20 protein-coding genes and 3 tRNA genes are annotated in these 21143 nt (G+C 20.2%); 7 read left to right on the top strand and 16 right to left on the bottom strand.

Features of this window, described 5'->3' with window-relative positions:
* Nucleotides 1-8: 8 nt before the first annotated feature.
* The 8 genes from RJU59_RS01300 to flgB all read right to left on the bottom strand — a co-directional run bounded on the left by RJU59_RS01300 (nt 9) and on the right by flgB (nt 5519).
* Nucleotides 9-554 (bottom strand): flagellar basal body L-ring protein FlgH, encoded by a 546-nt coding sequence (locus tag RJU59_RS01300; RefSeq protein WP_343155017.1) that lies wholly within the window; start codon nt 552-554, stop codon nt 9-11.
* A 38-nt stretch (nt 555-592) separates the two neighbouring features.
* Complete coding sequence (locus tag RJU59_RS01295) at nt 593-727, bottom strand: hypothetical protein (protein ID WP_343155016.1); 135 nt, start codon at nt 725-727, stop codon at nt 593-595.
* Nucleotides 728-817: 90 nt separating this feature from the next.
* Nucleotides 818-1606, bottom strand: a complete 789-nt coding sequence (gene flgG / locus RJU59_RS01290) for a flagellar basal-body rod protein FlgG (RefSeq protein ID WP_343155015.1) — start codon at nt 1604-1606, stop codon at nt 818-820.
* Between the two features lie 32 nt (nt 1607-1638).
* Complete coding sequence (locus RJU59_RS01285) at nt 1639-2409, bottom strand: flagellar basal body rod C-terminal domain-containing protein (RefSeq protein WP_343155014.1); 771 nt, start codon at nt 2407-2409, stop codon at nt 1639-1641.
* A gap of 69 nt (nt 2410-2478) precedes the next feature.
* A complete protein-coding gene (locus RJU59_RS01280) occupies nt 2479-3663 on the bottom strand; it encodes a flagellar hook-basal body complex protein (RefSeq protein ID WP_343155013.1) in 1185 nt (394 codons plus the stop codon).
* A 111-nt stretch (nt 3664-3774) separates the two neighbouring features.
* On the bottom strand, nt 3775-4494 hold the full coding sequence (locus RJU59_RS01275; RefSeq protein ID WP_343155012.1) for a FlgD immunoglobulin-like domain containing protein: 720 nt from the start codon (nt 4492-4494) through the stop codon (nt 3775-3777).
* Between the two features lie 44 nt (nt 4495-4538).
* On the bottom strand, nt 4539-4955 hold the full coding sequence (gene flgC / locus RJU59_RS01270; protein ID WP_343155011.1) for a flagellar basal body rod protein FlgC: 417 nt from the start codon (nt 4953-4955) through the stop codon (nt 4539-4541).
* 168 nt (nt 4956-5123) lie between these two features.
* Nucleotides 5124-5519: a flagellar basal body rod protein FlgB gene (flgB, locus tag RJU59_RS01265; RefSeq protein WP_343128408.1), complete on the bottom strand. Its 396-nt coding sequence runs from the start codon at nt 5517-5519 to the stop codon at nt 5124-5126.
* A 617-nt stretch (nt 5520-6136) separates the two neighbouring features.
* Here flgB and murJ point away from each other — a divergent pair.
* Nucleotides 6137-7672, top strand: coding sequence for a murein biosynthesis integral membrane protein MurJ (gene murJ, locus RJU59_RS01260; protein ID WP_343155010.1), 1536 nt, complete (start codon nt 6137-6139; stop codon nt 7670-7672).
* A 49-nt stretch (nt 7673-7721) separates the two neighbouring features.
* On the opposite strand, the gene RJU59_RS01255 is transcribed toward murJ, so the two are convergent.
* Nucleotides 7722-7807, bottom strand: a tRNA-Ser gene (locus RJU59_RS01255).
* 132 nt (nt 7808-7939) lie between these two features.
* On the opposite strand from RJU59_RS01255, the gene RJU59_RS01250 reads away from it, so the two are divergent.
* Together RJU59_RS01250 and RJU59_RS01245 are read left to right on the top strand one after the other, a co-directional pair.
* Nucleotides 7940-8010, top strand: a tRNA-Cys gene (locus tag RJU59_RS01250).
* Nucleotides 8011-8031: 21 nt separating this feature from the next.
* Nucleotides 8032-8115: transfer RNA gene (locus RJU59_RS01245), tRNA-Leu, on the top strand.
* An 8-nt stretch (nt 8116-8123) separates the two neighbouring features.
* Here RJU59_RS01245 and RJU59_RS01240 read toward each other — a convergent pair.
* On the bottom strand, nt 8124-9119 hold the full coding sequence (locus RJU59_RS01240) for a methyltransferase (RefSeq protein ID WP_343155009.1): 996 nt from the start codon (nt 9117-9119) through the stop codon (nt 8124-8126).
* 319 nt (nt 9120-9438) lie between these two features.
* Between RJU59_RS01240 and minC the strand changes: the two genes are divergently transcribed.
* From minC to minE, 3 genes are read left to right on the top strand one after another with little or no spacing between them, the layout of a single operon-like run.
* Complete coding sequence (minC, locus tag RJU59_RS01235) at nt 9439-10107, top strand: septum site-determining protein MinC (RefSeq protein ID WP_343155008.1); 669 nt, start codon at nt 9439-9441, stop codon at nt 10105-10107.
* A 17-nt stretch (nt 10108-10124) separates the two neighbouring features.
* Nucleotides 10125-10937, top strand: a complete 813-nt coding sequence (gene minD / locus RJU59_RS01230; protein ID WP_343128404.1) for a septum site-determining protein MinD — start codon at nt 10125-10127, stop codon at nt 10935-10937.
* A 1-nt stretch (nt 10938) separates the two neighbouring features.
* The gene (gene minE / locus RJU59_RS01225) at nt 10939-11193 is read left to right on the top strand and encodes a cell division topological specificity factor MinE (RefSeq protein ID WP_343128403.1); all 255 of its coding nucleotides are present in this window, start codon (nt 10939-10941) and stop codon (nt 11191-11193) included.
* A 51-nt stretch (nt 11194-11244) separates the two neighbouring features.
* Here minE and tsaB read toward each other — a convergent pair whose 3' ends face one another.
* From tsaB to zwf, 3 genes are all read right to left on the bottom strand, one after another.
* Complete coding sequence (tsaB, locus tag RJU59_RS01220) at nt 11245-11916, bottom strand: tRNA (adenosine(37)-N6)-threonylcarbamoyltransferase complex dimerization subunit type 1 TsaB (RefSeq protein ID WP_343155007.1); 672 nt, start codon at nt 11914-11916, stop codon at nt 11245-11247.
* 56 nt (nt 11917-11972) lie between these two features.
* Nucleotides 11973-13532 (bottom strand): TerC family protein, encoded by a 1560-nt coding sequence (locus RJU59_RS01215; RefSeq protein WP_343128401.1) that lies wholly within the window; start codon nt 13530-13532, stop codon nt 11973-11975.
* A 968-nt stretch (nt 13533-14500) separates the two neighbouring features.
* Nucleotides 14501-15961, bottom strand: a complete 1461-nt coding sequence (zwf, locus tag RJU59_RS01210; protein ID WP_343155006.1) for a glucose-6-phosphate dehydrogenase — start codon at nt 15959-15961, stop codon at nt 14501-14503.
* A 281-nt stretch (nt 15962-16242) separates the two neighbouring features.
* On the opposite strand from zwf, the gene pyk reads away from it, so the two are divergent.
* Entirely contained in the window at nt 16243-17685 is a 1443-nt protein-coding gene (gene pyk / locus RJU59_RS01205; RefSeq protein WP_343155005.1) for a pyruvate kinase, read from the top strand.
* A gap of 173 nt (nt 17686-17858) precedes the next feature.
* On the opposite strand, the gene aspS is transcribed toward pyk, so the two are convergent.
* The 3 genes from aspS to trxB form a co-directional block, all read right to left on the bottom strand.
* Complete coding sequence (gene aspS / locus RJU59_RS01200; protein WP_343155004.1) at nt 17859-19574, bottom strand: aspartate--tRNA ligase; 1716 nt, start codon at nt 19572-19574, stop codon at nt 17859-17861.
* Nucleotides 19575-19747: 173 nt separating this feature from the next.
* Nucleotides 19748-19966 (bottom strand): translation initiation factor IF-1, encoded by a 219-nt coding sequence (gene infA, locus RJU59_RS01195; RefSeq protein WP_343128397.1) that lies wholly within the window; start codon nt 19964-19966, stop codon nt 19748-19750.
* Nucleotides 19967-20013: 47 nt separating this feature from the next.
* Entirely contained in the window at nt 20014-20973 is a 960-nt protein-coding gene (trxB, locus tag RJU59_RS01190; protein ID WP_343155003.1) for a thioredoxin-disulfide reductase, read from the bottom strand.
* Between the last annotated feature and the right edge of the window lie 170 nt (nt 20974-21143).

Below are 21143 nucleotides of genomic sequence, written 5' to 3'. Positions count from 1 at the left end.
TTAAATATTTATACAGGTAGTAAACTTAAAAACCAATTTTTTAACCATTTAGATGCACTATATGAATTATCATACCCAGTATTAGTATATTCAATATATGTATTTGCTACTTTATTAGAAGAAACTATGTTATCTTTTTCTATACTTTTAGGATTGATTACTCCTGTAAATCGAATATATTCAGTAGTATTATTAATACCAATTTGTTTTTCTCCTGCTACTTGTATATTTCCATTTTCTAATATTTTTGTTACTGTTACAGTAATTAGACCTTTTAATGAATCTGTTGCACCTGTTGTTCCTGAATTACTATCAAAACTTTTATTAGACTGATCGAAAACTGCTTTATTATAATTAATTTTAAAAATTTTATTAATAAAAAGTGGAAATGAATTTAATCCAAAAGCGGAATTTGTAGTATTATCAGAATTGGTAAAAGAATTATTTTTAGCACGAATATTTTCTTCAAGAGAAATAGTTATTATATCTCCAACATGATATTTTTTTTGATTTTCAAATAAAGAATAATAATTTTTATCTTTTTTTTTAGACATTAATTCTTGTAATTTTAATACGTCAGGTATAATTGGTTTTATAATTGAAGTATCAGATAAAATTTTTTTTTTTTTGAGTTATTATTTAATAAATGAGTACATCCGTTTAAAGAAATCAATAAAAAAGTTATAAAAAAAAATTTTCTAATTTGTAATAAAGATTTTATTAACATAAAACTCCTTATTTTTATATTTTATTTATTATAAATAATAAATAAATTTGTGTAAAATTTAAAATTTATGTTTTGATTATTTTTAGAAATTTATAATTGAGTTAATTTTTGTAACATCTGATCTGAAATATTAATTGCTTTACTATTTATTTCATATGATCTTTGAGTTCTAATCATATTAATTAATTCTTCTGCTACATTAACATTAGATGTTTCTGTATACCCTTGATATAAAGATCCTAATCCGTTTGTTCCTGGAATATTTTCAATAGCAGGTCCAGAAGCATCTGTTTCTTGATATAAATTACCTCCTAAATTTTCTAGACCAGATTCATTCATAAAAGATACAATATTCAATTGACCAGAATTAAAATTTTGATGACTTCCTTGAAATTTAGTTGTTATAATACCATCTTTTCCAATGTTAATACTCGTTGCATTTTCAGGTATAAAAATACCTCCAGATGAATGTATTACAAAACCATTATTGTTTACAAATTGACCTTTATTATTAATTTGAAATGATCCATCTCTGGTATAAGCAGTTTTTCCTTCTGGTAACAATACTTGAAAAAAACCTTTTCCATTTATAGATATGTCTTTATTGGAATCAGTTTTTAATAAGTTCCCTTGTGTAAAAATTTTTTCTGTAGAAAGTGGTCGCACACCAGTACCAATTTGTAATCCTACAGGAATAACAGTATTTTTAGAAGAATTAGATCCAGAATCTCTTAAGTTTTGATAAATTAAATCTTCAAAAATAGGACGAGACTTTTTAAAACCATTTGTACTTACGTTAGCTAAATTATTAGCAATAATATCCATATTCATTTGTTGGGCATCTAGCCCTGTTTTTGCTATCCATAAAGATGGAAACATATTTTTACCTTTTTATAATATATTTGTTTAAATTAATTATTTACAATCATACATTGATTGGCCATTTTTTCTTTTTCATTACAATAAGAAATAATTTTCATGTTCATTTCAAATTCTCTTGCATTACTAATCATATTTACCATACTATTAGTAGGAGAAACGTTACTATCTTCTAATGTTCCAGAAAAAATTTTATAATTATTCTTTTTAATTCGATTTTTTTTAATTATATTTTTTTTAAGATATAAATTTCCGAAATTAGATTGATATATTTCATCTCTATTTAAGTATGTTACTTTTATTTTTCCTATATCTATTACTTTATTAAAAACAGATAAATTATTTGGAATAATTACTTGAATCATTCCATTTTGTAATATTTTAATATTACTGTTTTTTGGAATGATAATTTTTTTATTATCATCTCCTAAAATAGGATTTCCTAAAATATTTAATTCATTTTTTTTGTTAACTGAAATATTTCCATTTCTTGTAAAAAATGTTTTTTTTAAATTTTCGTTAAGAACAGAAAACCAAAAATCTTTTTTATTTAAAGCTATATCTAATATTTTATCTGTTTTTTTTAAAACACCTGGAAAATTATTAAAACTTGGTTGAAAAATTTCAACAATATTATTATTTATTTTATTATTTTTATTAGAGTTAATTTTTTTATTTAAAATTGAAATAAATTTTTCTTTAAATCCTGGTGTAGAAATATTAGTAATATTATTACTATTAATTTCTTGCTTATTCAAAATAAAATTAGCTTTATTAGCTGCATAATATATAGCTTTATCCATATTTTTCTTCTTATCTTACGTTATTAATTTTTATCTAATTAAAATTAGAATTTATGATTTAAAAATATTTTATATACCATATTCTTGTTGTTTTCGCATTTCTCTTCCTATTTGCAATTGACTTTCATGATATGCTTCATATTCCTTGGAATTTTTATTCAATATTTTACCAAATCTAGGTGATCCTGGAATAGAAACTTCTTGATTATTTGGAGAAATTTTATCTTTAGGTATTTCCCAAAAAAAACCACCTCTATATTCTATTTTTTTGATATTTTTTAATCTTATTAATATAAGTTGTTTTAATGGTATTTTTTCATTATTGGTATATATACCATATATCATTCCTGAATGATTTACTTCTAAATCTTTTAAATCATATGATTCTTTTCCATTTTGCAAAAATTTTATTGTTGTACTCATATTTGAAGATTTCATTCTTTTAGATTTTAATTCTCGTAAATCTATTATCATATTTTGAGTATCAGGATATCCTAATTTATGAAATGCAATATTTTTATAAATTGGTTTAGAAATTATATTTCCTTCTTCATTAAATTCAATTTTAAAAGATTTGTTAAATATTCTATGATTACTAAATGATGGATAAAGTTCCCATGTATGTGGAGATCTTTTAACACAAAAAATTTTTATTTCATACTTTTTTCCATCAATATCATAACCAAATACTGGAATTACTGTATTATAGGAATTATTTTTGTGCATATCAAATTTAGAAAATGGTTTTATATCAGTATTGGAATTTAATTCAGTATTAATTGATATTAAATTGGTTGTTTTTCCTGGTATAGTCATGTGTTTACTAAAATTAATAGCTTTAGGTGTTTCATTAGAAGATAATTTTCCTGCATCATAACCTTCTATATAATATCCTCTTGAAGTTACTAAATTGTTTTTTTTATCTAAATGAAATGTATCATCATGGGTTACGTATAATCTTTTATCATCATCAGTAGTTCTGAAAAATCCATAATCATCAACGCATACTTCAAGTACTTTTTCTTTTCTATTTATGTGTTTTAAATCTAAAGGAGGATTTTCTTCATTATTATTAGAACTATTACAAGATTTATAAAAACTAGAATAGTTCATCATATTTATAAAATTTTTAGGTTTAGAAACAATATTTTTTTTTTGTTTTTCAATATTTTCTAAGCCAGAATTATTTTTATTAATAGTATATAATTGTTGAAAATTATTATATAAATTATTAATTTTTGAAATGTATGGCATTTTTTTTCCTTATATGATCTGAATAAAATAATTTCTATATTTACTTTCAATATAAGTTAAAGCATATAAAAATTATGTATAAAAATTATTTTCTACCTAAAATTTTATATTTTAATATATTGCTCCTTTAGTTACATACGGTTGAATAGGAAATGTATCGTGATTTTTTTTTGCATAAATTTTTATTTTATATGTTCCATAAGGAACTGGATTATTTTCATAATCTTTAAAATCCCAATTACAAATATTTAATCCTGCTGCATTAGTAGTAATTTTTTTATAAAATACTCCTTCATTAGTTTTTATTTTAGAAATTCTCATTAAAACAACTCTAACATTTTTTGGTAATTTGTATCCTATTCTTATTGTATCTGTTCCTTTTTGATAAAATACAATATCACTTTTTACTAATTCACGATTATTAACTTTACGTATTTTTTTTCTTTTACGAGCTTTACGTCTTTTGAAAATTTTTTTATTTTCTGCATCTGCTTTTTTTCTACTTTTTTGCATTTTTATCATATCTTTTAATTCATCATCTATGTGTTTCATCCTTTTATCTATTTTTAAAAATGCATCTGAAGTAAAACCATCTAATATTCTTTTTACAAAATTATCATTTTTATTCGGATTTATAGGATCTTGATGTGAAAATTCTTCAGATACAATTCTGATAACATTATTTTTAACATTAGGAAGTTTATCTATTATATTTTTAATATTTAAATTTGAAGAAAAATTAGAAGGGTTATTCTGAATTAAAGGAGCATCTTTTATTGATTCTGTTTGATATAAATTTTTAAAAGGGATAGTGTTTGTATTTATAAACATAATCTTTCCTTATATTTTTATTATATTATTAATTATTTTTATTATTATTTTCCTATACTTAAAGTTTGTAATATCATATATTTAATTGTATTTAAAAGTGATATATTAGATTCGTAACTACGAACTGCTTCCATTGCATTAATATTTTCAGATATTACATCTATATTTGGATAATTAACAAAACCATCTTTTGATGCAAAAATATGATCAGGATTATATATTAATTTTCCTTTTTTTTCTTTCGATTCTACAACTTTTGATTTTATTCCACCAATTAATTTATTTCTTTTATCAAAACAATTAAATTGCATTACGACTTTTTTAGCTTGATAAGGCAAATATTTTCCATTTTCATAAATAAATGTTTCTGAGTTTGCTAAATTTTCAGCACAAGTATTAATTTTTTTAGTTTGTGCATTCATTGCTGATGATACTATATTTAATGTGGTATATAAAGACACAATATTAACCTTTTTTAAAAATTAAAAAACATTAAAAATACAATAATAAAAAATTTTTATATAACTTATAAATTTAAAAAATATTTAATAATTAAAATACTAGAAAATAAAATTTAATATTTTTAATTTAAATAAAAAAATAATTAATTTATTTAAATTTTTTAAAATTTATTCCTGTAATACCAATAATATATTTTTAATTTTATTATTCAATAAAATAATTTCTTCTTGATATTTTAAACTATTTTTAATTAAGTTTATTCTTTCTTCATCCATATTTACTGTATTTCCGTTTATTGAATTTGCTTTTTTAACAGTATAGACATGCGGTATACTATAATATTTTGATTTTTCTAAATTAAATTTTTCATTAATATGAATATTGTTAGATTTAGAATTTCTATCAATTATATTTTTCATTTCTTTCTGAAAATTTATTTTTCTTGCTTTATAATTTTTAGTTCCTGCATTTGCAATATTAGATGCAATTATTTCTTCTTGAAAAGATCTTAAATTCAACATATCCTTATTTATTTTAAATTCTTCGTTAATATTAAAAGGCATATTTTTTCTCTATATTAAAAATACAAAATATTAAATATAAACATTTTAGTTATGTCAATAAAAAATATAAAATTTTTTAAAATAATTTTATTTATTAAAATGATATATCATTTTTATATCTTTAAATCTATATATATTTTATAATTCTTATAAAAAATTTTTAGTTTATTTTTTTTTAAAATTAAAATATAATATTATAATAACTATTATAAAAAATTTTATTAAAAATAAATTTTTTCTTTTAATTTTATTTAGTATTTTTATATATATTCAAAAATTTAGATTTTATAAATAACATTTTTATTTGATACATAAATATATTTTTATTTTTAAAATAAAAAAATACTTCCTAAAAATATTTATTCACAAAATAATTAAAAATTCATATAAAATTACAAAGTTTAAAATTTTTTATAAAAAATTATTGCAATAATTTTTTTAAAATTTGTTAAAAAATTATTTTAATACTAAAATTGTATTTAACATAATAATTTTAAAATATATAAAAAATTATTTTTTAATTCAAATGATATATTTTTTTTAAAAATTTTTATGTTTATTACTCTCTATTAAAAAAGTTAAAACTTAATTATAAAAGTTTTAGAAGGCGTAATAATATGAATTTATTAAAATCAATTTTTTCTATTGGATTTATTACTCTATTTTCTAAAATTTTAGGTTTTTTTCGCGATGTTTTAATTGCTCAAATGTTTGGAGCACAAATATATACTGATGCTTTTTTTTTATCTTTTAAAGTACCTAATTATTTAAAAAAATTTTTCTCTGAAGGAATATTTTTTCAAGCATTTCTTCCAATTTTAATTGGATATAAAAATAATAAAAAAAATAATAAATTTCTTAAAAAATTTGTTTCGAGTGTTTTTTGTGCAACAATTATAATTGTTTCTTTAATTAGTGTTGTAGGTATTTTTTTTTCAAAATATATAGTTTTAATTATTGCTCCTGGTTTTGATATTAATACCATTAAATTTAGTTTAACAGTACATTTATTACAAATCATGTTTCCATATGTACTATTTTCTTCATTAGCTATCTTTATTTCATCTATATTACATTCTTATAACTATTTTTTGATACCCGCTTTGTCACCTGTTATTTTTAATATAATTCTAATTTCTTGTGTATATTTTGTTAGTTCATATTTTTTTATTCCTATATTTAGTTTAGCATGGGGTGTAATTTTAGGATCTATATTCCAATTTATATATCAGATTCCATTTTTAAAAAAAATAAATATGTTAGTAATACCTAAAATAAATATTTTTCAAATCAAATTACTAAAATTAATAAAAATATTATCTCCTATAGTATTAGGATTTTTTATTAGTCAATTATCTTTTCTTTTTAATAGTTTTTTTTCTTCATATATTGCTTCAGGTTCAATATCTTGGATATATTATGCAAATAGAATCATGGAGTTTCCTGTTGGTATTATAGGAATATCGTTAAGTACAGTATTACTACCTTTTTTATCTAAAATTTTTTCCCGTGGTAATCAAAAAGATTACAATAACTTATTGGATTGGGGGTTAAGATTATCAATAGTATTAGGAATTCCTTGTTCAATAATTATTGGTATTTTTTCCTATCCTATTATTGTTTCTTTGTTTCAATACGGATATTTTAATTATTTTGATAGCATAATGACTTCAAAAGCATTATCAGCTTATTCTATAGGTCTTATGGCTTTTATTTTAATAAAAATTGTATCTCCAGCTTTTTATTCAAGACAAAATTTAAAAATACCCATAAATTCTTACATTATATCTATAATTTTAACACAATGCATGAATTTTTTACTGGTAGTAAAATACCGTCATGTTGGTTTAATTTTTTCTTCTGTTATCGGATCATGGATTCATTTTGTAATATTAATATATTATTTATTTAAAAAAAAATTTTTTATACCTTGTAATAAATGGAAAAAATTTTTTTATAGAATATTAATTTCATCTATATCTATGATATTTTTTTTAATATTATTTTTGAAATTAATAAATGTTTGGAATGAAGGTTCAAATATTTTTAGAATAACAAGATTATTTATTATTTTATTTATTTCTATATTTATTTATACAATGACATTATTTTTTTTAGGTTATAATATAAAATATAATAAAAAATTATATTAATGTAAATTTTCTAAAATAAAAAATTATTTTCTTTAAATTTTATTTTTTATGGAGGAGGAGGGATTCGAACTCTCGGATGATATTATCATCGGCGGTTTTCAAGACCGCTGCCTTAAACCACTCGGCCACTCCTCCTAAAGATTTTTTTATAATATTATAAAAAATAAAAAAAAACAAGATAATTATTTTTAATATTTAATATTAAAATTATTAAAGTATTGATAAAAATTAAAAATTAAGTTACAATTTATTTTTAAAATAATTATTGGCGCGTTGGCAGATCGGTTATGCAGCGGATTGCAAATCCGTTTAGCTCGGTTCAATTCCGGGATGCGCCTGATAAAATTTTTTAATAAAAAGCCCGGATGGTGAAATCGGTAAACACAAGGGACTTAAAATCCCTCGGCTTAACAGCTTTGCGGGTTCAAGTCCCGCTCTGGGTAATAAAACTTTAATTTTTTATTTCATAAACTGTAAATTTATTATTTTTTTTTATTATTTTAAAAAAAGGAATTATATTTTTTATAGATAAAAAATTATTTAATACGATTCTTAATATTCCTTTTTTGAATAAATATTTTTTAGAATTAAAAATAATTTTTTTAATATAAATAGTACTAATAGATAAATTTTCATGATAAGGAGGATTAGAAAATATTAAATTAAATTTTTCATGAATATCTTCATATAAATTACTAGGAATAATTTTAACTTGTGTATTATTATACATACATGTTTTTTTACTAGAATTTAATGCATATTTACTATTATCTGATAAAGTTACAGAACATGTAGAAAAATTTTTTTTTATATAAATACCTATAATTCCTACACCACAACATAAATCTAAAACTTTTTTATTTTTAATATTTTTTATAGTAGAAATTAATAATTTTGTTCCTGCATCTATTTTTTTATATCCAAATACACCAGGTAAAACATAAATCTTAATATCATTCCATATATATCTATGATAGAAATTTTTAATTGAAAAATATGTATTTTTTAAAATTATTCCATGGAATAAAGAACATTTTTTTTTATATTTTTTTTTTTTTAAAAAAATCCATTTTTGAAACAATTTCATACAACTATTTATTCCGCTTTTATTTCTTCCTACTATAAAAATTTCAGTTTTTTTAGAACATACAGATAAAATGTTTAATATCTGAAATATTGCTTCTTTTTTATCTTTAGGCCAAAAATAAATTACTACATTAATTTTTTTAACAATTTTTTTATTAATTACTGTATTGAAATATGTATTTTTATAATTTTTATATATTAATTTCCATTGGTCATATTTTTCAATGTAAAATATAGAATTTTTTTTAAAAAAAAAATAAAAATCATTTATTTTAATTGATCCACATAATAAAAAATTTTTTTTTAAAAAAAATTTTTTATATTCAATAAAAATTGAATTTAATTCATTAAAATTTAACATTTTTAAAAAATCCTATTTTTATTATTATAAATTTAATATATTATTTCTTATAAAAATAAATAGTATACTATGAATATATTTATTTATATTAAATATTTTTATTGAATAATCTATATAAAGTATATTTTAAAAATATTTTTTGTTTAAAAAAATAAATATTTTTATTATTTAAAAAATTTTTATTAAATTTATGTTTAAAAAATTTCTATTTTTAAAATTTATTTTATTATTAAACATAATATTTTTTAAAAAAAATATATAATATTTAAATAAATTTAAAAAAATATATATATAATTTTTTTTTGAGTGAATAGTAAGTATGAAAAAAATATTTGAATTAAAAGAAAAAAATTTTAACTGTATAGTAATTTATTTAAAAAGTGATAATTCAGAAATAATCAAAAAATATTTAGAAAATAAAATAAAAATTTTCCCAAAATTTTTTAATAATTCTCCAGTTGTTATCAATATATCTTCATTATCTCCTAATATAAATTGGATAAAAATAAAAAAAATTATTACTTCAATGAATTTATCTATTATGGGATTTACGGGATGTAATAATGAAATTTTAAAAAAAAAAATTATAAAATCCGGAACACCTTTTCTTACAACAAAAAATAAAAAATTTTTAAAATATCAAAACAATAAAATAATAAAAAAAAATTATATCATCAATACTCCTGTTCGTTCCGGTCAAAAAATTTATTCTCGTAACGCAGATTTAATTATTATTAATAATGTAAGTTCTGGTGCAGAAGTTATTTCTAACGGAAATATACATATTTACGGTTCATTATATGGAAGAGCATTAGCTGGAGCTGATGGAAATCAGGAAAGTCAAATATTTTGTACTAAAAATTTTTCTGAATTAATATCTATATCTGGAGAATATTGGCTCATTGATCAAATACCAAAAAAATTAATTGGAAAAAGTGTAAATTTTTATTTAAAAAATGGTTTTCTAGATGCTTTAAAATTAAATTAAAAAAATAAGGAAAATATATGTCCGCAAAAATTATTGTAGTAACTTCTGGAAAAGGAGGGGTAGGAAAAACAACTTCTAGTGCATCTATATCTGCTGGATTAGCTTTACAAGGTAAAAAAACTGTTGTAATAGACTTTGATATAGGTTTAAGAAATTTGGATTTAATAATGGGTTGTGAGCGTAGAGTAGTATATGATTTTATCAATGTAATTCAAAAAGAAGCTAATTTAAATCAAGCTTTGATAAAAGATAAAAGAATAGAAAACTTATTTATTTTACCTGCGTCACAAACAAAAAATAAAGAATATTTAAGTAAATCCGGAGTTCATGCTGTTATACAAGAATTATCTGAAATGGGGTTTCAATTTATTATTTGTGATTCTCCTGCAGGAATTGAAAATGGAGCTATTTCTGCATTATATTTTGCTGATGAAGCTATAATTACTACTAATCCAGAAATTTCTTCTGTTAGAGATTCAGATAGAATTTTAGGAATATTATCTTCTAAATCTCAAAGATCTGAAAAAAACAAAGACCCTATTAAAGAACATATTTTATTAACTAGATATAATCCAACAAGAGTTGAACAAGGAGATATGTTGAGTATAGAAGATGTATTAGAAATTTTACAAATACCTATTTTAGGTGTTATACCTGAAGATTATTCAGTTTTAAATGCATCTAATAAAGGAATTCCAATTATTTTAAATAAAAATTCTAATGCAGGAAAAGCTTATAATGACACTGTAAAAAGAATTTTAGGAGAAAAATTACCTTTTCGTTTTATTAAAAGAAAAAAAAGTTTTTTAAGAAGATTATTCGGGAGATAAAATGTCTTTAATAAATTTTTTTGTATCAAAAAAAAAAAATGATACTGCTAATATTGCAAAAAAAAGATTAAAAATTATCATTGAAAAAAAAAATAAATACTATAAAAAACCTAATTATTTTCCTAACTTAAAAAAAGAAATTATACAAGTAATATGTAAATATACAAATATTAATGCAAATATGATTACCATACAATATAATAAAAAAGAAAAAGATTATTTCATATTAGAATTAAATATTATTTTACCTGAATAGATTTATAATTAAAAAATGTACTATTAATAATTTAAAATTATTAATTAATTCTTAAAAAGAATTTATATAATTCGGAAAAGAATTTTCTGGATGTAATGTATTTTTTTTTATAAAATTAGATAATGCAAAAGGTATAATATCTCTTGCATTAGGACTTTCTATATATATAATTTTATTATGTATAAATATATCTTTATCTAAAATGAATTTCTTACTCCATATATCTCCGATTAATACAATTTTTTTATCTATATTTTTTAATTTTTGATATAAATCTAAATTTGTAATATTTTTTTCTTTTTCACAAACTTCCCATTTTTGTTTTTTATTATAATGAAATAATCCCCAATAAACTGATTTTGTATCTGCTTTCATACAAACACATATTTTCTCTTTTATAAAATAAAATTTTCTAACAAATTCAGAAATTACAATTAATGTTGAAACATGTATTAAAGGAATTTTGTGTACTAAAGATAATCCTTGTGCAATATTATTTGACATTCTAATACCGGAAAATCGACCAGGACCATTTGTAAATGCAATAGCATCTATTTCTTGTAATTTAGTTTTTTTTATTTCCAGTATTTTTTTTATTAATGGTAATATTTCTTCAGAATTACTGCTTTGATTTTTCAAAACTATGTCAGTAATAATACTATTTTTTAGCAATGCTACAGAAATATTTTTAAAAGAAGTATCTAAAGATAGTATAGTAGTCATGATATTTACCTAATTTTAATTAATAAAAAATTTTTATTTTTAAAAAAAATAAAATGTTACAATGAACATTTAGTAATTCTTACTAAATCAATATGATAATCTGTAGAAGAAACAATATAAAAACAAAAAGGAAAAATTTTAATTATTTCTCCAGATTGAGGTAATTTTCCTTGTTGAGATATTAATAAACCTGATAAAGAAGCATAATTTTTTTTATTATTTATTAAAGAATGTGTATCCAACACTCTTTCTAGAGAATGTAAATCTGTACCTCCTTTTACTAACCAACTACCATTTTTTTCCATAATTATATCTGGAGTTTCATCAGAATCAGGAAATTCTCCAGCAATTGCTTCCAATACATCTAAAGGAGTAATTAACCCTTGAACAACTCCAAATTCATTATTTACAATTACAAAATTTCCTTTTGATTTTCTTAAAACGTTTAACAAATTTATTGGATCTAAAGTTTCTGGTATAACAATAGGAATATTTTTTTTTGCAAAAACTAATAAATTTTCTTTATTATCAATTGATACTAATAATTCTTTAGCTCTTACAATTCCAATAATTTCATCTAATTCTCCTTTACAAACAGGAAATAAACTATGTGGACTAGATAAAAGCTTTTTTCTTATTCTATTATTTGTATCTTCTACATTGATCCAAGAAATCTCTCTTCTTGGAGTCATAATACTTCTAATAGATCTACCAGATAAAGTTAATACACCTTGTAACATAAATCTTTCTTCATCTTTAAAAAAATCAAATTCATTATTTTTTTGAGGTAATAAATATGGATTGTTACTTTTTTTGATTTCTAATTGATATTTTTGTTGATTTCCTTTAATTATTCTAGAAATAACTTTTGCTGCCCTTTGTCTGATAGGTATTTTAGATTGATGTTTAATAAAATTCATTCGAGATATTTGATTAAAAAATTCAATAAAAACAGAAAATATTAACGCTCCGTATAAATAACCTTTTGGAATACAAAATCCTAATGATTCTGATACTAAGCTTAAACCGACTATTAATAAAAAACTTAAACATAATACGACTACAGTTTTATGTAATGTAATAAATTTAGTTAAGGCTTTAGATGAAAAAAACATAATTATCATAGATATAAAAATAGCTATTATCATCATGAATAATTGATTTACTATTCCTATAGCAGTTACGATAGAATCCAAGGAAAATATCGCATCTAAGAAAATTATTTGTAAAACTATTACCCATACTTTTGAATAAGTTTTGTTTTTTAAAACAACTTTTCGACTATTTTCTAATCGATCATGTAATTCTATTGTAGCTTTGAATAATAAAAATAAACCTCCTATTAATAATATAAGATTTCGACCTGATAAAGAAAAATACTGATTATTTATAATTGGATAAGTTAAAGTTGTAATCCAAGACATTATCGAAAGTAATCCAATTCGCATAAAAAATGCTAAAATTAATCCTAGTATACGTGCTTTATCTCTTTTTATAGGATGTAGTTTTGAAACTAAAATAGTAATAAATAATAAATTATCCAATCCTAAAATTATTTCTAAAACAACTAATGCAAAAAGACCAGCCCAAACCGACGGTTCTAAAAGAACTATCATTAATACTCCGTTAAAAAAAATAGGAAATAATAGTATTATTATGATATATAATTTAAAAAAAATTATATTTTAATGCATAATTTATTTTTATTAATATTAAAAATTATTTTTTTATTTACCAAAATAAAATAAATATTTTACTTAATTTTTTACTGAAAATAAATTATTTTGTTTTTTATAAAATATAACACTAAAATAATATAAAAAAATAAAAAATTTTTGAATAAATATAAACAAATATTCTAAAATTTTATTTTTTCATATTATTATTTTTTAAATTTTTTAAAATAAGAAAATTATTTTTATTACATTAACAGATTCTATATATAATATATAATCTTTTTTTTTAAAAATATATTCGTATATTATTTTTTTTTATTAATATTTCAAAAATTAATTATTAAAAATTCAAAAAATAAAAAATTTATTAAAATTAATATTTTTATTTTATTATTTATTCATATTTAAAACAAAATATTAATAATAAAAATATTATATATACTAAATTTTTTATCTTATATTTGTAATAAATAACATTTGTTATTTATTAAAATAAATGAAGTAATTGATATTTTTTTTAAATTCAATAAAATATATTTTAAAAAATATAAATTGATACTATCTGAACAAAATAATAAAAAATTATTTATTCGTTATTATTTTTTATAAATTAATATTATTTCAATTTGATAAATTAATTTATTGAATAAATCATTATCAACATTATTTTTTATTTTTTTTAAAATATCGATTAAAAATAAATATTTAAGTATAAAACAATATGCATAAATTATAATTTATTGATATTTTTTAAAAATAATATTAATAATTAAAATTTTATTTTAATATTTCAAAAAAAAATGTTTTCATATTAAAATTTTTATACTAAAAAATTACTTTTTATAATATATAATTTTAATAAAAATTAATTTTTTTAATATATTTATTTATAAAAAAATAAAAAATTTTTAATACCACTCACGATTATCTTTATTAATTAATTGTATTGACTCAATCGGTCCGTATGTACCAGATTTATAAATTTTAGGTATATTATACTCTGATTTACATGATTTTATTAATACATCAATCCATTTCCATGATGCTTCTACTTCATTTTTATGAACAAACAAAGTTTGTTCTCCTCTAATACTTTCTAAAATTAAACGTTCATACGCTTCAATTAAATTAAAATTTTTAAAAGATTTCTTATAATAAAAATTCATATTTGTATTTTTTAAAATATATTCAGTTTCTAATCCTGGATTTTTATTTAAAAAATCTATTTTTATTCCTTCATTAGGTTCTAATCTAATAATAATTTTATTATTTTTTTTAAAATTATCATACCGTGTAAAAATATTTTTTTTAATAGGTTTAAAAAAAATTACAATTTCAGAAAATTTTTTATGTAATCTTTTTCCTGTTCTTAAATAAAAAGGTACTCCTTTCCAATTCTTATTATCAATATGTACTTTTATTGCAGCATAAGTTTCTGTCAAACTATTTTTATCATTTCCTTCTGTTAAATAAGAAGGAACTTTTATTCCATCTATTATACCAGATGAATATTGTCCTAATACTACATTATCCATTACATCCTTATTTGTAATCATTCTAAGAGATTGTAAAATTTTTACTTTTTCACACCGAATACTTTCTGATTTAAGATTTATCGGTTTTTTCATTGATATAAGTGTTAAAATTTGTAATAAATGATTTTGTATCATATCTCGAATCTGACCAGAATTATTAAAATAATTCCACCTGCCTTCAATTCCTATTTTTTCTGATACAGTAATCTGTATATGATCAATAAATTGATTATTCCAAATATTCATAAAAATAGGATTAGCAAATCTGAATGATAATAAATTCAATATTGATTCTTTACCTAAATAATGATCTATTCTAAATATTTGAGATTCTAAAAAATATTTACTTACTTGTTTATTAATATCTAAAGATGTTTTTAGTGATGATCCAATTGGTTTTTCTAAAATAATTCGTGAATTTTTTAAATTTAATTGTATAGAGGCTAAACCTTTACAAATAATTGAAAAAGTATTAGGAGGCATAGCTAAATAATTTATTAATAATTTATTTTTACTTGTTAACATTTTTTTTAAATAAACAAAATGTTCAATATAATTAACATCTAAATTACAAAAATTAATTCTTTTTCTTAATTTGATCCAAACTGTATTATTTATTTTTTCTTTCGAAAATTTTTCTAAAGATGTTTTTATAATATTTAAATATTCATTAATATTCCATGTAGCTCTACCTACTCCAATAATACGAGTATTAGTGTGTAACTTACAATATTTTTCTAATTTATAAATTGCAGGAAATAATTTTCGTTGAGCTAAATCACCTTTTGTTCCAAAAATGATAATGTCGCAATCTATATTTTTTGATTTATTCATTTTATTATTCTTCCATTAAATAAGATAAAAATAAAAACTATAAAAATAATTTTTTTAATAAAAATAAAAAATTTTTAAAAAAAAATTAAACAAATTTGAATAAAAAATATACTATACGTATAGTTAAAAAAATAATATGGATATTTTAAATAAAAAAAAATATATTTTTTATATATAATATCTATTATAAATAAATATTTTTAATAAAATATATGGATAGATATTTTATAATATATATATACAAATTTATATACTTTATTTTTTAAGGAATAATAATTAAAATGAATCAAAGAATGAGAAGAACAAAAATTGTTGCTACATTAGGACCATCGACAGATAAAGATGATATTTTAAAAAAAATAATTCAATACGGAGTAAATGTATTACGATTAAATTTTTCCCATGGAATGGTTAAAGATCATTTTAAAAGAGTTAAAAAAATTCAAGAAATAAGAAAAAATACAGGATGTCATGTTGCTCTTTTAGGTGATTTACAAGGCCCAAAAATTAGAATTTCGAAATTTCAAAATTCTAAAATATATTTAAAAGTTAACAATATTTTTATATTGGATGTAAATTACAAAAATAAGTTAGGAAATGAAAAAATTGTAGGTGTAGACTATGAAAAATTGCCTTTAGATCTTATTATAGGAGATAATCTATTATTAGATGATGGAAAAATTCAATTAGAAGTAATAAAAATAGATAGTTTAAAAATTTTTACCAAAGTAATATTAGGAGGATTTTTATCTAATAATAAAGGAATAAACAAAATTGGAGGAGGTTTATCTGCTAATTCCATTACAGAAAAAGATAAACAAGATATTGTTACTGCTGCTAAAATGAATATAGATTATTTAGCTATCTCATTTCCTCGATCATCTAAAGATTTAGCATTAGCTCGAAAATTACTTATTCAAGAAGGTAGTCAGGCAAAAATAATTGCAAAAATAGAACGAGCAGAAGTAGTTTCTAACGATGCAATTATGAAAGAAATGATTTTATCTTCAGATGGAATAATGGTAGCAAGAGGAGATTTAGGAGTAGAAATAGGATATCCAGAATTAGTAGGCATACAAAAAAAACTAATCAGAATGGCTAGAAAACTGAATAAGTTTGTAATTACAGCTACACAAATGATGGAAACAATGATAGATAATCCTTATCCTACAAGAGCAGAGGTTATGGATGTTGCGAATGCAGTTTTAGATGGTACAGATGCAGTAATGTTATCTTCTGAAACAGCAACAGGAAAATTTCCAATAGAAACAATACAATGTATGGATAAAGTTTGTAAAGGTGCAGAAAAAATGCCTAGTATTAATGTTTCTAGACATAGAATAGATCTACAATTTCGAACTATTGAAGAAGCAATATCTATGTCTGCAATGTATTCTGCTAATCATTTAAAAGGAGTAGTAGCAATTATTACTATGACAGAATCAGGTAAAACAGCATTGCTAACTTCACGTATTACTTCAGGATTACCAATTTTTGCATTATCTAAGAATATAAAAACTTTATATTTTTCATCTTTATACAGAGGTGTTACTCCTGTATATTTTGATACCAAAAAAAAAGGATTGAAGGCGACTCAAGAAGCAATAACTAAATTAGTAGAAAAAAAATTTTTATTCATTGGTAATTTAGTTATCGTTACTCAAGGAGATATTATGGGTTCTAAAGGAAAAACTAATTCTAGCAGAATACTACAAGTACAATAAAAAAATATATATAAAGTTATAAAATTTGATAAAAATATCATTAATATTTTATTATTTTTAATTTTTTTATAAAATATTTATAACTTTAACAATTTAAAAAAAATAAGTTAATTTATTTTTTAATATAATTTTTTATATAATACTATTATCTAAAAAATTATATATACAACCAGTTATATCATATCAATGTTACTAGGTGCATTAGTTAATAAACACATTGCTTGGTTAGTTTTTGGAAAAGCAATTACATCTCTAATATTTTTACTATTTGTTAATAACATAATAATGCGATCTAAACCAAAAGCTAATCCAGCATGAGGAGGAGGAGAATAATCCAAAGCTTCTAAAAAAAATCCAAACTTATTTTTTTGTATTTTTTTACTCATATTAATTAAATTAAAAACAGTTTGTTGCAATTTTTTACTATGAATTCTAACAGATCCACCTCCAATTTCATATCCATTAATAACTAAATCATATGCTTGACTAATCGATTTTTCTGGTTTAGATAATAATTTATGTATACTATTATTTTTTGGAGCGGTAAATGGATGATGCATACTGGATAATGTATTGTCTTCTATATTTTTAATAAACATAGGAAATTCTTTTATCCATAAAGGTTTAAAATCTGAATAATTAATTAATTCAAAATCTTTTCCTAGTTGTATTCTTAATTTTCCCATTTTTTCATAAATTATTTTTTTTTCATCATAGGAAAAAAATACTATATCTGTTTTTAACGATTTATTTTTTAAAAAAATTTTTTCAATATCTTTTCTACTTATTTTATTTATAAAATTACTTATTATTTTTGTTTTATTTTCTAAATTTTTTTTAATTTTTATGAAAAAAAAATTTTTTAAAAAAAATTTTTTGGTATATTTTTTAATATATTCTGAATTTTTTTCTATAAAAATATTTTTTTTATCAGGAACTGTTATAGATATAAATACATTTTTTGATTTATTTTTTTTTATATCAATATAATTATATAAAATATTCGTTATATTTGCTAATTTTAGAGGATTACGCAAATCTGGTTTATCAGTACCATATAAGTTTTGTGATTTTTTAAAAGTTAATATAGGAAATTTTTTTAATTTTATTTTCTTTATATTTTTCCATATATTCTTAATCATTTTTTCTGCTATTTTACGAACTTGGAAAGCATGCATAAAAGATACTTCTATATCAATTTGTGTAAATTCAGGTTGTCTATCTGATCTTAAATCTTCATCTCTAAAACATTTTACTATTTGGTAATATCGATCAAACCCTGAAATCATTAACAATTGTTTAAACAATTGAGGTGATTGAGGTAAAGCATAAAATTTTTTTTTATGTAATCTACTAGGAACAATATAATTTCTTGCTCCTTCTGGTGTTGATTGAGTTAAAATAGGAGTTTCAATTTGAATGAAACCATTCTTATCCATAAATTGATTTATATATGCAACTACTTTACTTCTTATTTTAAAATTATGCATTAAAGATAATCTTCTTAAATCCAAATATCTATATTTTAAATAAATGTTTTCTTTATTTATAACATTAAAATTGATCGGTAAAGGTTTCGATTTACTTAATATATTGACTGAATTTGCTATAACTTCTATCTCCCCTGTTATTAAATTAATGTTTTTTTTTCCTTTACGCAAAACAACTTTTCCTGTCACTTGAATACAAAAATTACTTCTTAAAATACTAGCTGTTTCAAAACATTTTTTATTTTTAGATTGAAAAACTATTTGTATAATACCTTCTCTATCTTTCATATCTATGAAAATAAAATTACCGCAATTTCTATATTTATCAACCCAGCCACATAAAATAACAGTTTGATTAATATGTTTAAATCGAAGATTTCCACAATATTCTGTACGCATTATCTATTAAATACCTTTTTATAATTTTCATATTTTTTTATATATATACTATTATTAATTATTTAAATATTAATTTTTTATCATATTTTATTTAAAATACATAACATATATTTGTATAAAATTATTTTATATAAAAATATTTTATTATTATGTATTTTTTTCTAATATATAATTTATCTACTTCTAAAAATTATTCTTCCTTTACTCAAATCATAAGGTGTCAATTCAATTGTTACTTTATCTCCTGTTAATATTCTAATATAATTTTTTCTCATTTTACCAGAAATATGTGCTATGATCGTATGATCATTCTCAAGCTTTACTCTAAACATAGTATTAGGTAAAGTATCTATTACTGTTCCTTGCATTTCAATATTATCTTCTTTTGACATAAAATTAACCTTATAATAGTAAATTTAAATTTTTTAGTTTAAAAAAATTATTGATTTAAATATCTATCTACATCTAAAGCTGCCATACAACCACTTGCTGCAGCAGTAATTGCTTGTTTATATACATGATCTATTACATCACCTGCAGCAAATATGCCTGGTGTACTAGTTTGTGTAAAAAATTCATGTTTTCCTCTTTTTATTTCTATATACTGATTATTCATATTTATTTGATCTTTAAACATACTGGTGTTCGGAGTATGTCCAATGGCAACAAAAACACCTTTTACTTTTAAATTAATTATTTTTGCAATAAATATATTATTTTTTGATAACAATTTTTTTATTATAATTCCTTTTACTCCTAATTTATTTCCTAATATTTCTTGAACAACACAATTTTTATACAAAATAATTTTTTTTTCATATACTTTTTTTAACATTCTTTCTACTAAAATTTTTTCTGCTGTAAAATAATTTCTTCTATGAATTAGATATACTTTTTGTGCAATTTTTGATAAATATAATGCTTCTTCAATCGCTGTATTTCCTCCTCCTATAACAGCAACAATTTCGTTTTTAAAAAAAAATCCGTCACAAGTAGCACAAGAAGATACACCTTTTCCAAAAAATTTTTTTTCAGATTCTAATCCTAAATACTTTGGAGAAGCTCCAGTAGCAATTATTATTGTTTTACTAGAATATTTATTTTTATAACCTAATAAAGAAAATACTGGAGGTGTAAAATTAACTGATTTAATTTCATCTACAATAATTTTAGTTTTAAATTTTTCAGAATGATTTTTCATTCTCAACATTAAATCTAAACCTGTTATTTTTTTTTCTTCTCCTGGCCAATTTTCTATTTCATTAGTATTAACTAATTGACCTCCTATCATATTCCCTGTTATCAAAATAGGTTTTAAATTTGCTCTAGCTGCATATATACTAGCAGTATATCCGGCAGGTCCTGCTCCAATAATGATTACTTTGTTAATTTTTTCCATTAATTATATCCTTTTTTATAAATAGTATTCAAAAAAATTTATTTTTTTATTTATTTAAACATGTATTAACAGTATTATATATTACAATATATATAAAAAATTATACTGTATAAAATAAATTTATAAATTTTAAAAAAAACAAATATATAAATTTTTTAATTTTACAAAAA

Origin of the sequence: Buchnera aphidicola (Kurisakia onigurumii) (assembly GCF_039394605.1) — a bacterium.
Taxonomy (GTDB): Bacteria; Pseudomonadota; Gammaproteobacteria; order Enterobacterales; family Enterobacteriaceae; genus Buchnera_I; species Buchnera_I aphidicola_B.
Note: the sequence above shows the minus strand (reverse complement) of the source record. Positions and strands in the feature narration are given on the sequence as shown.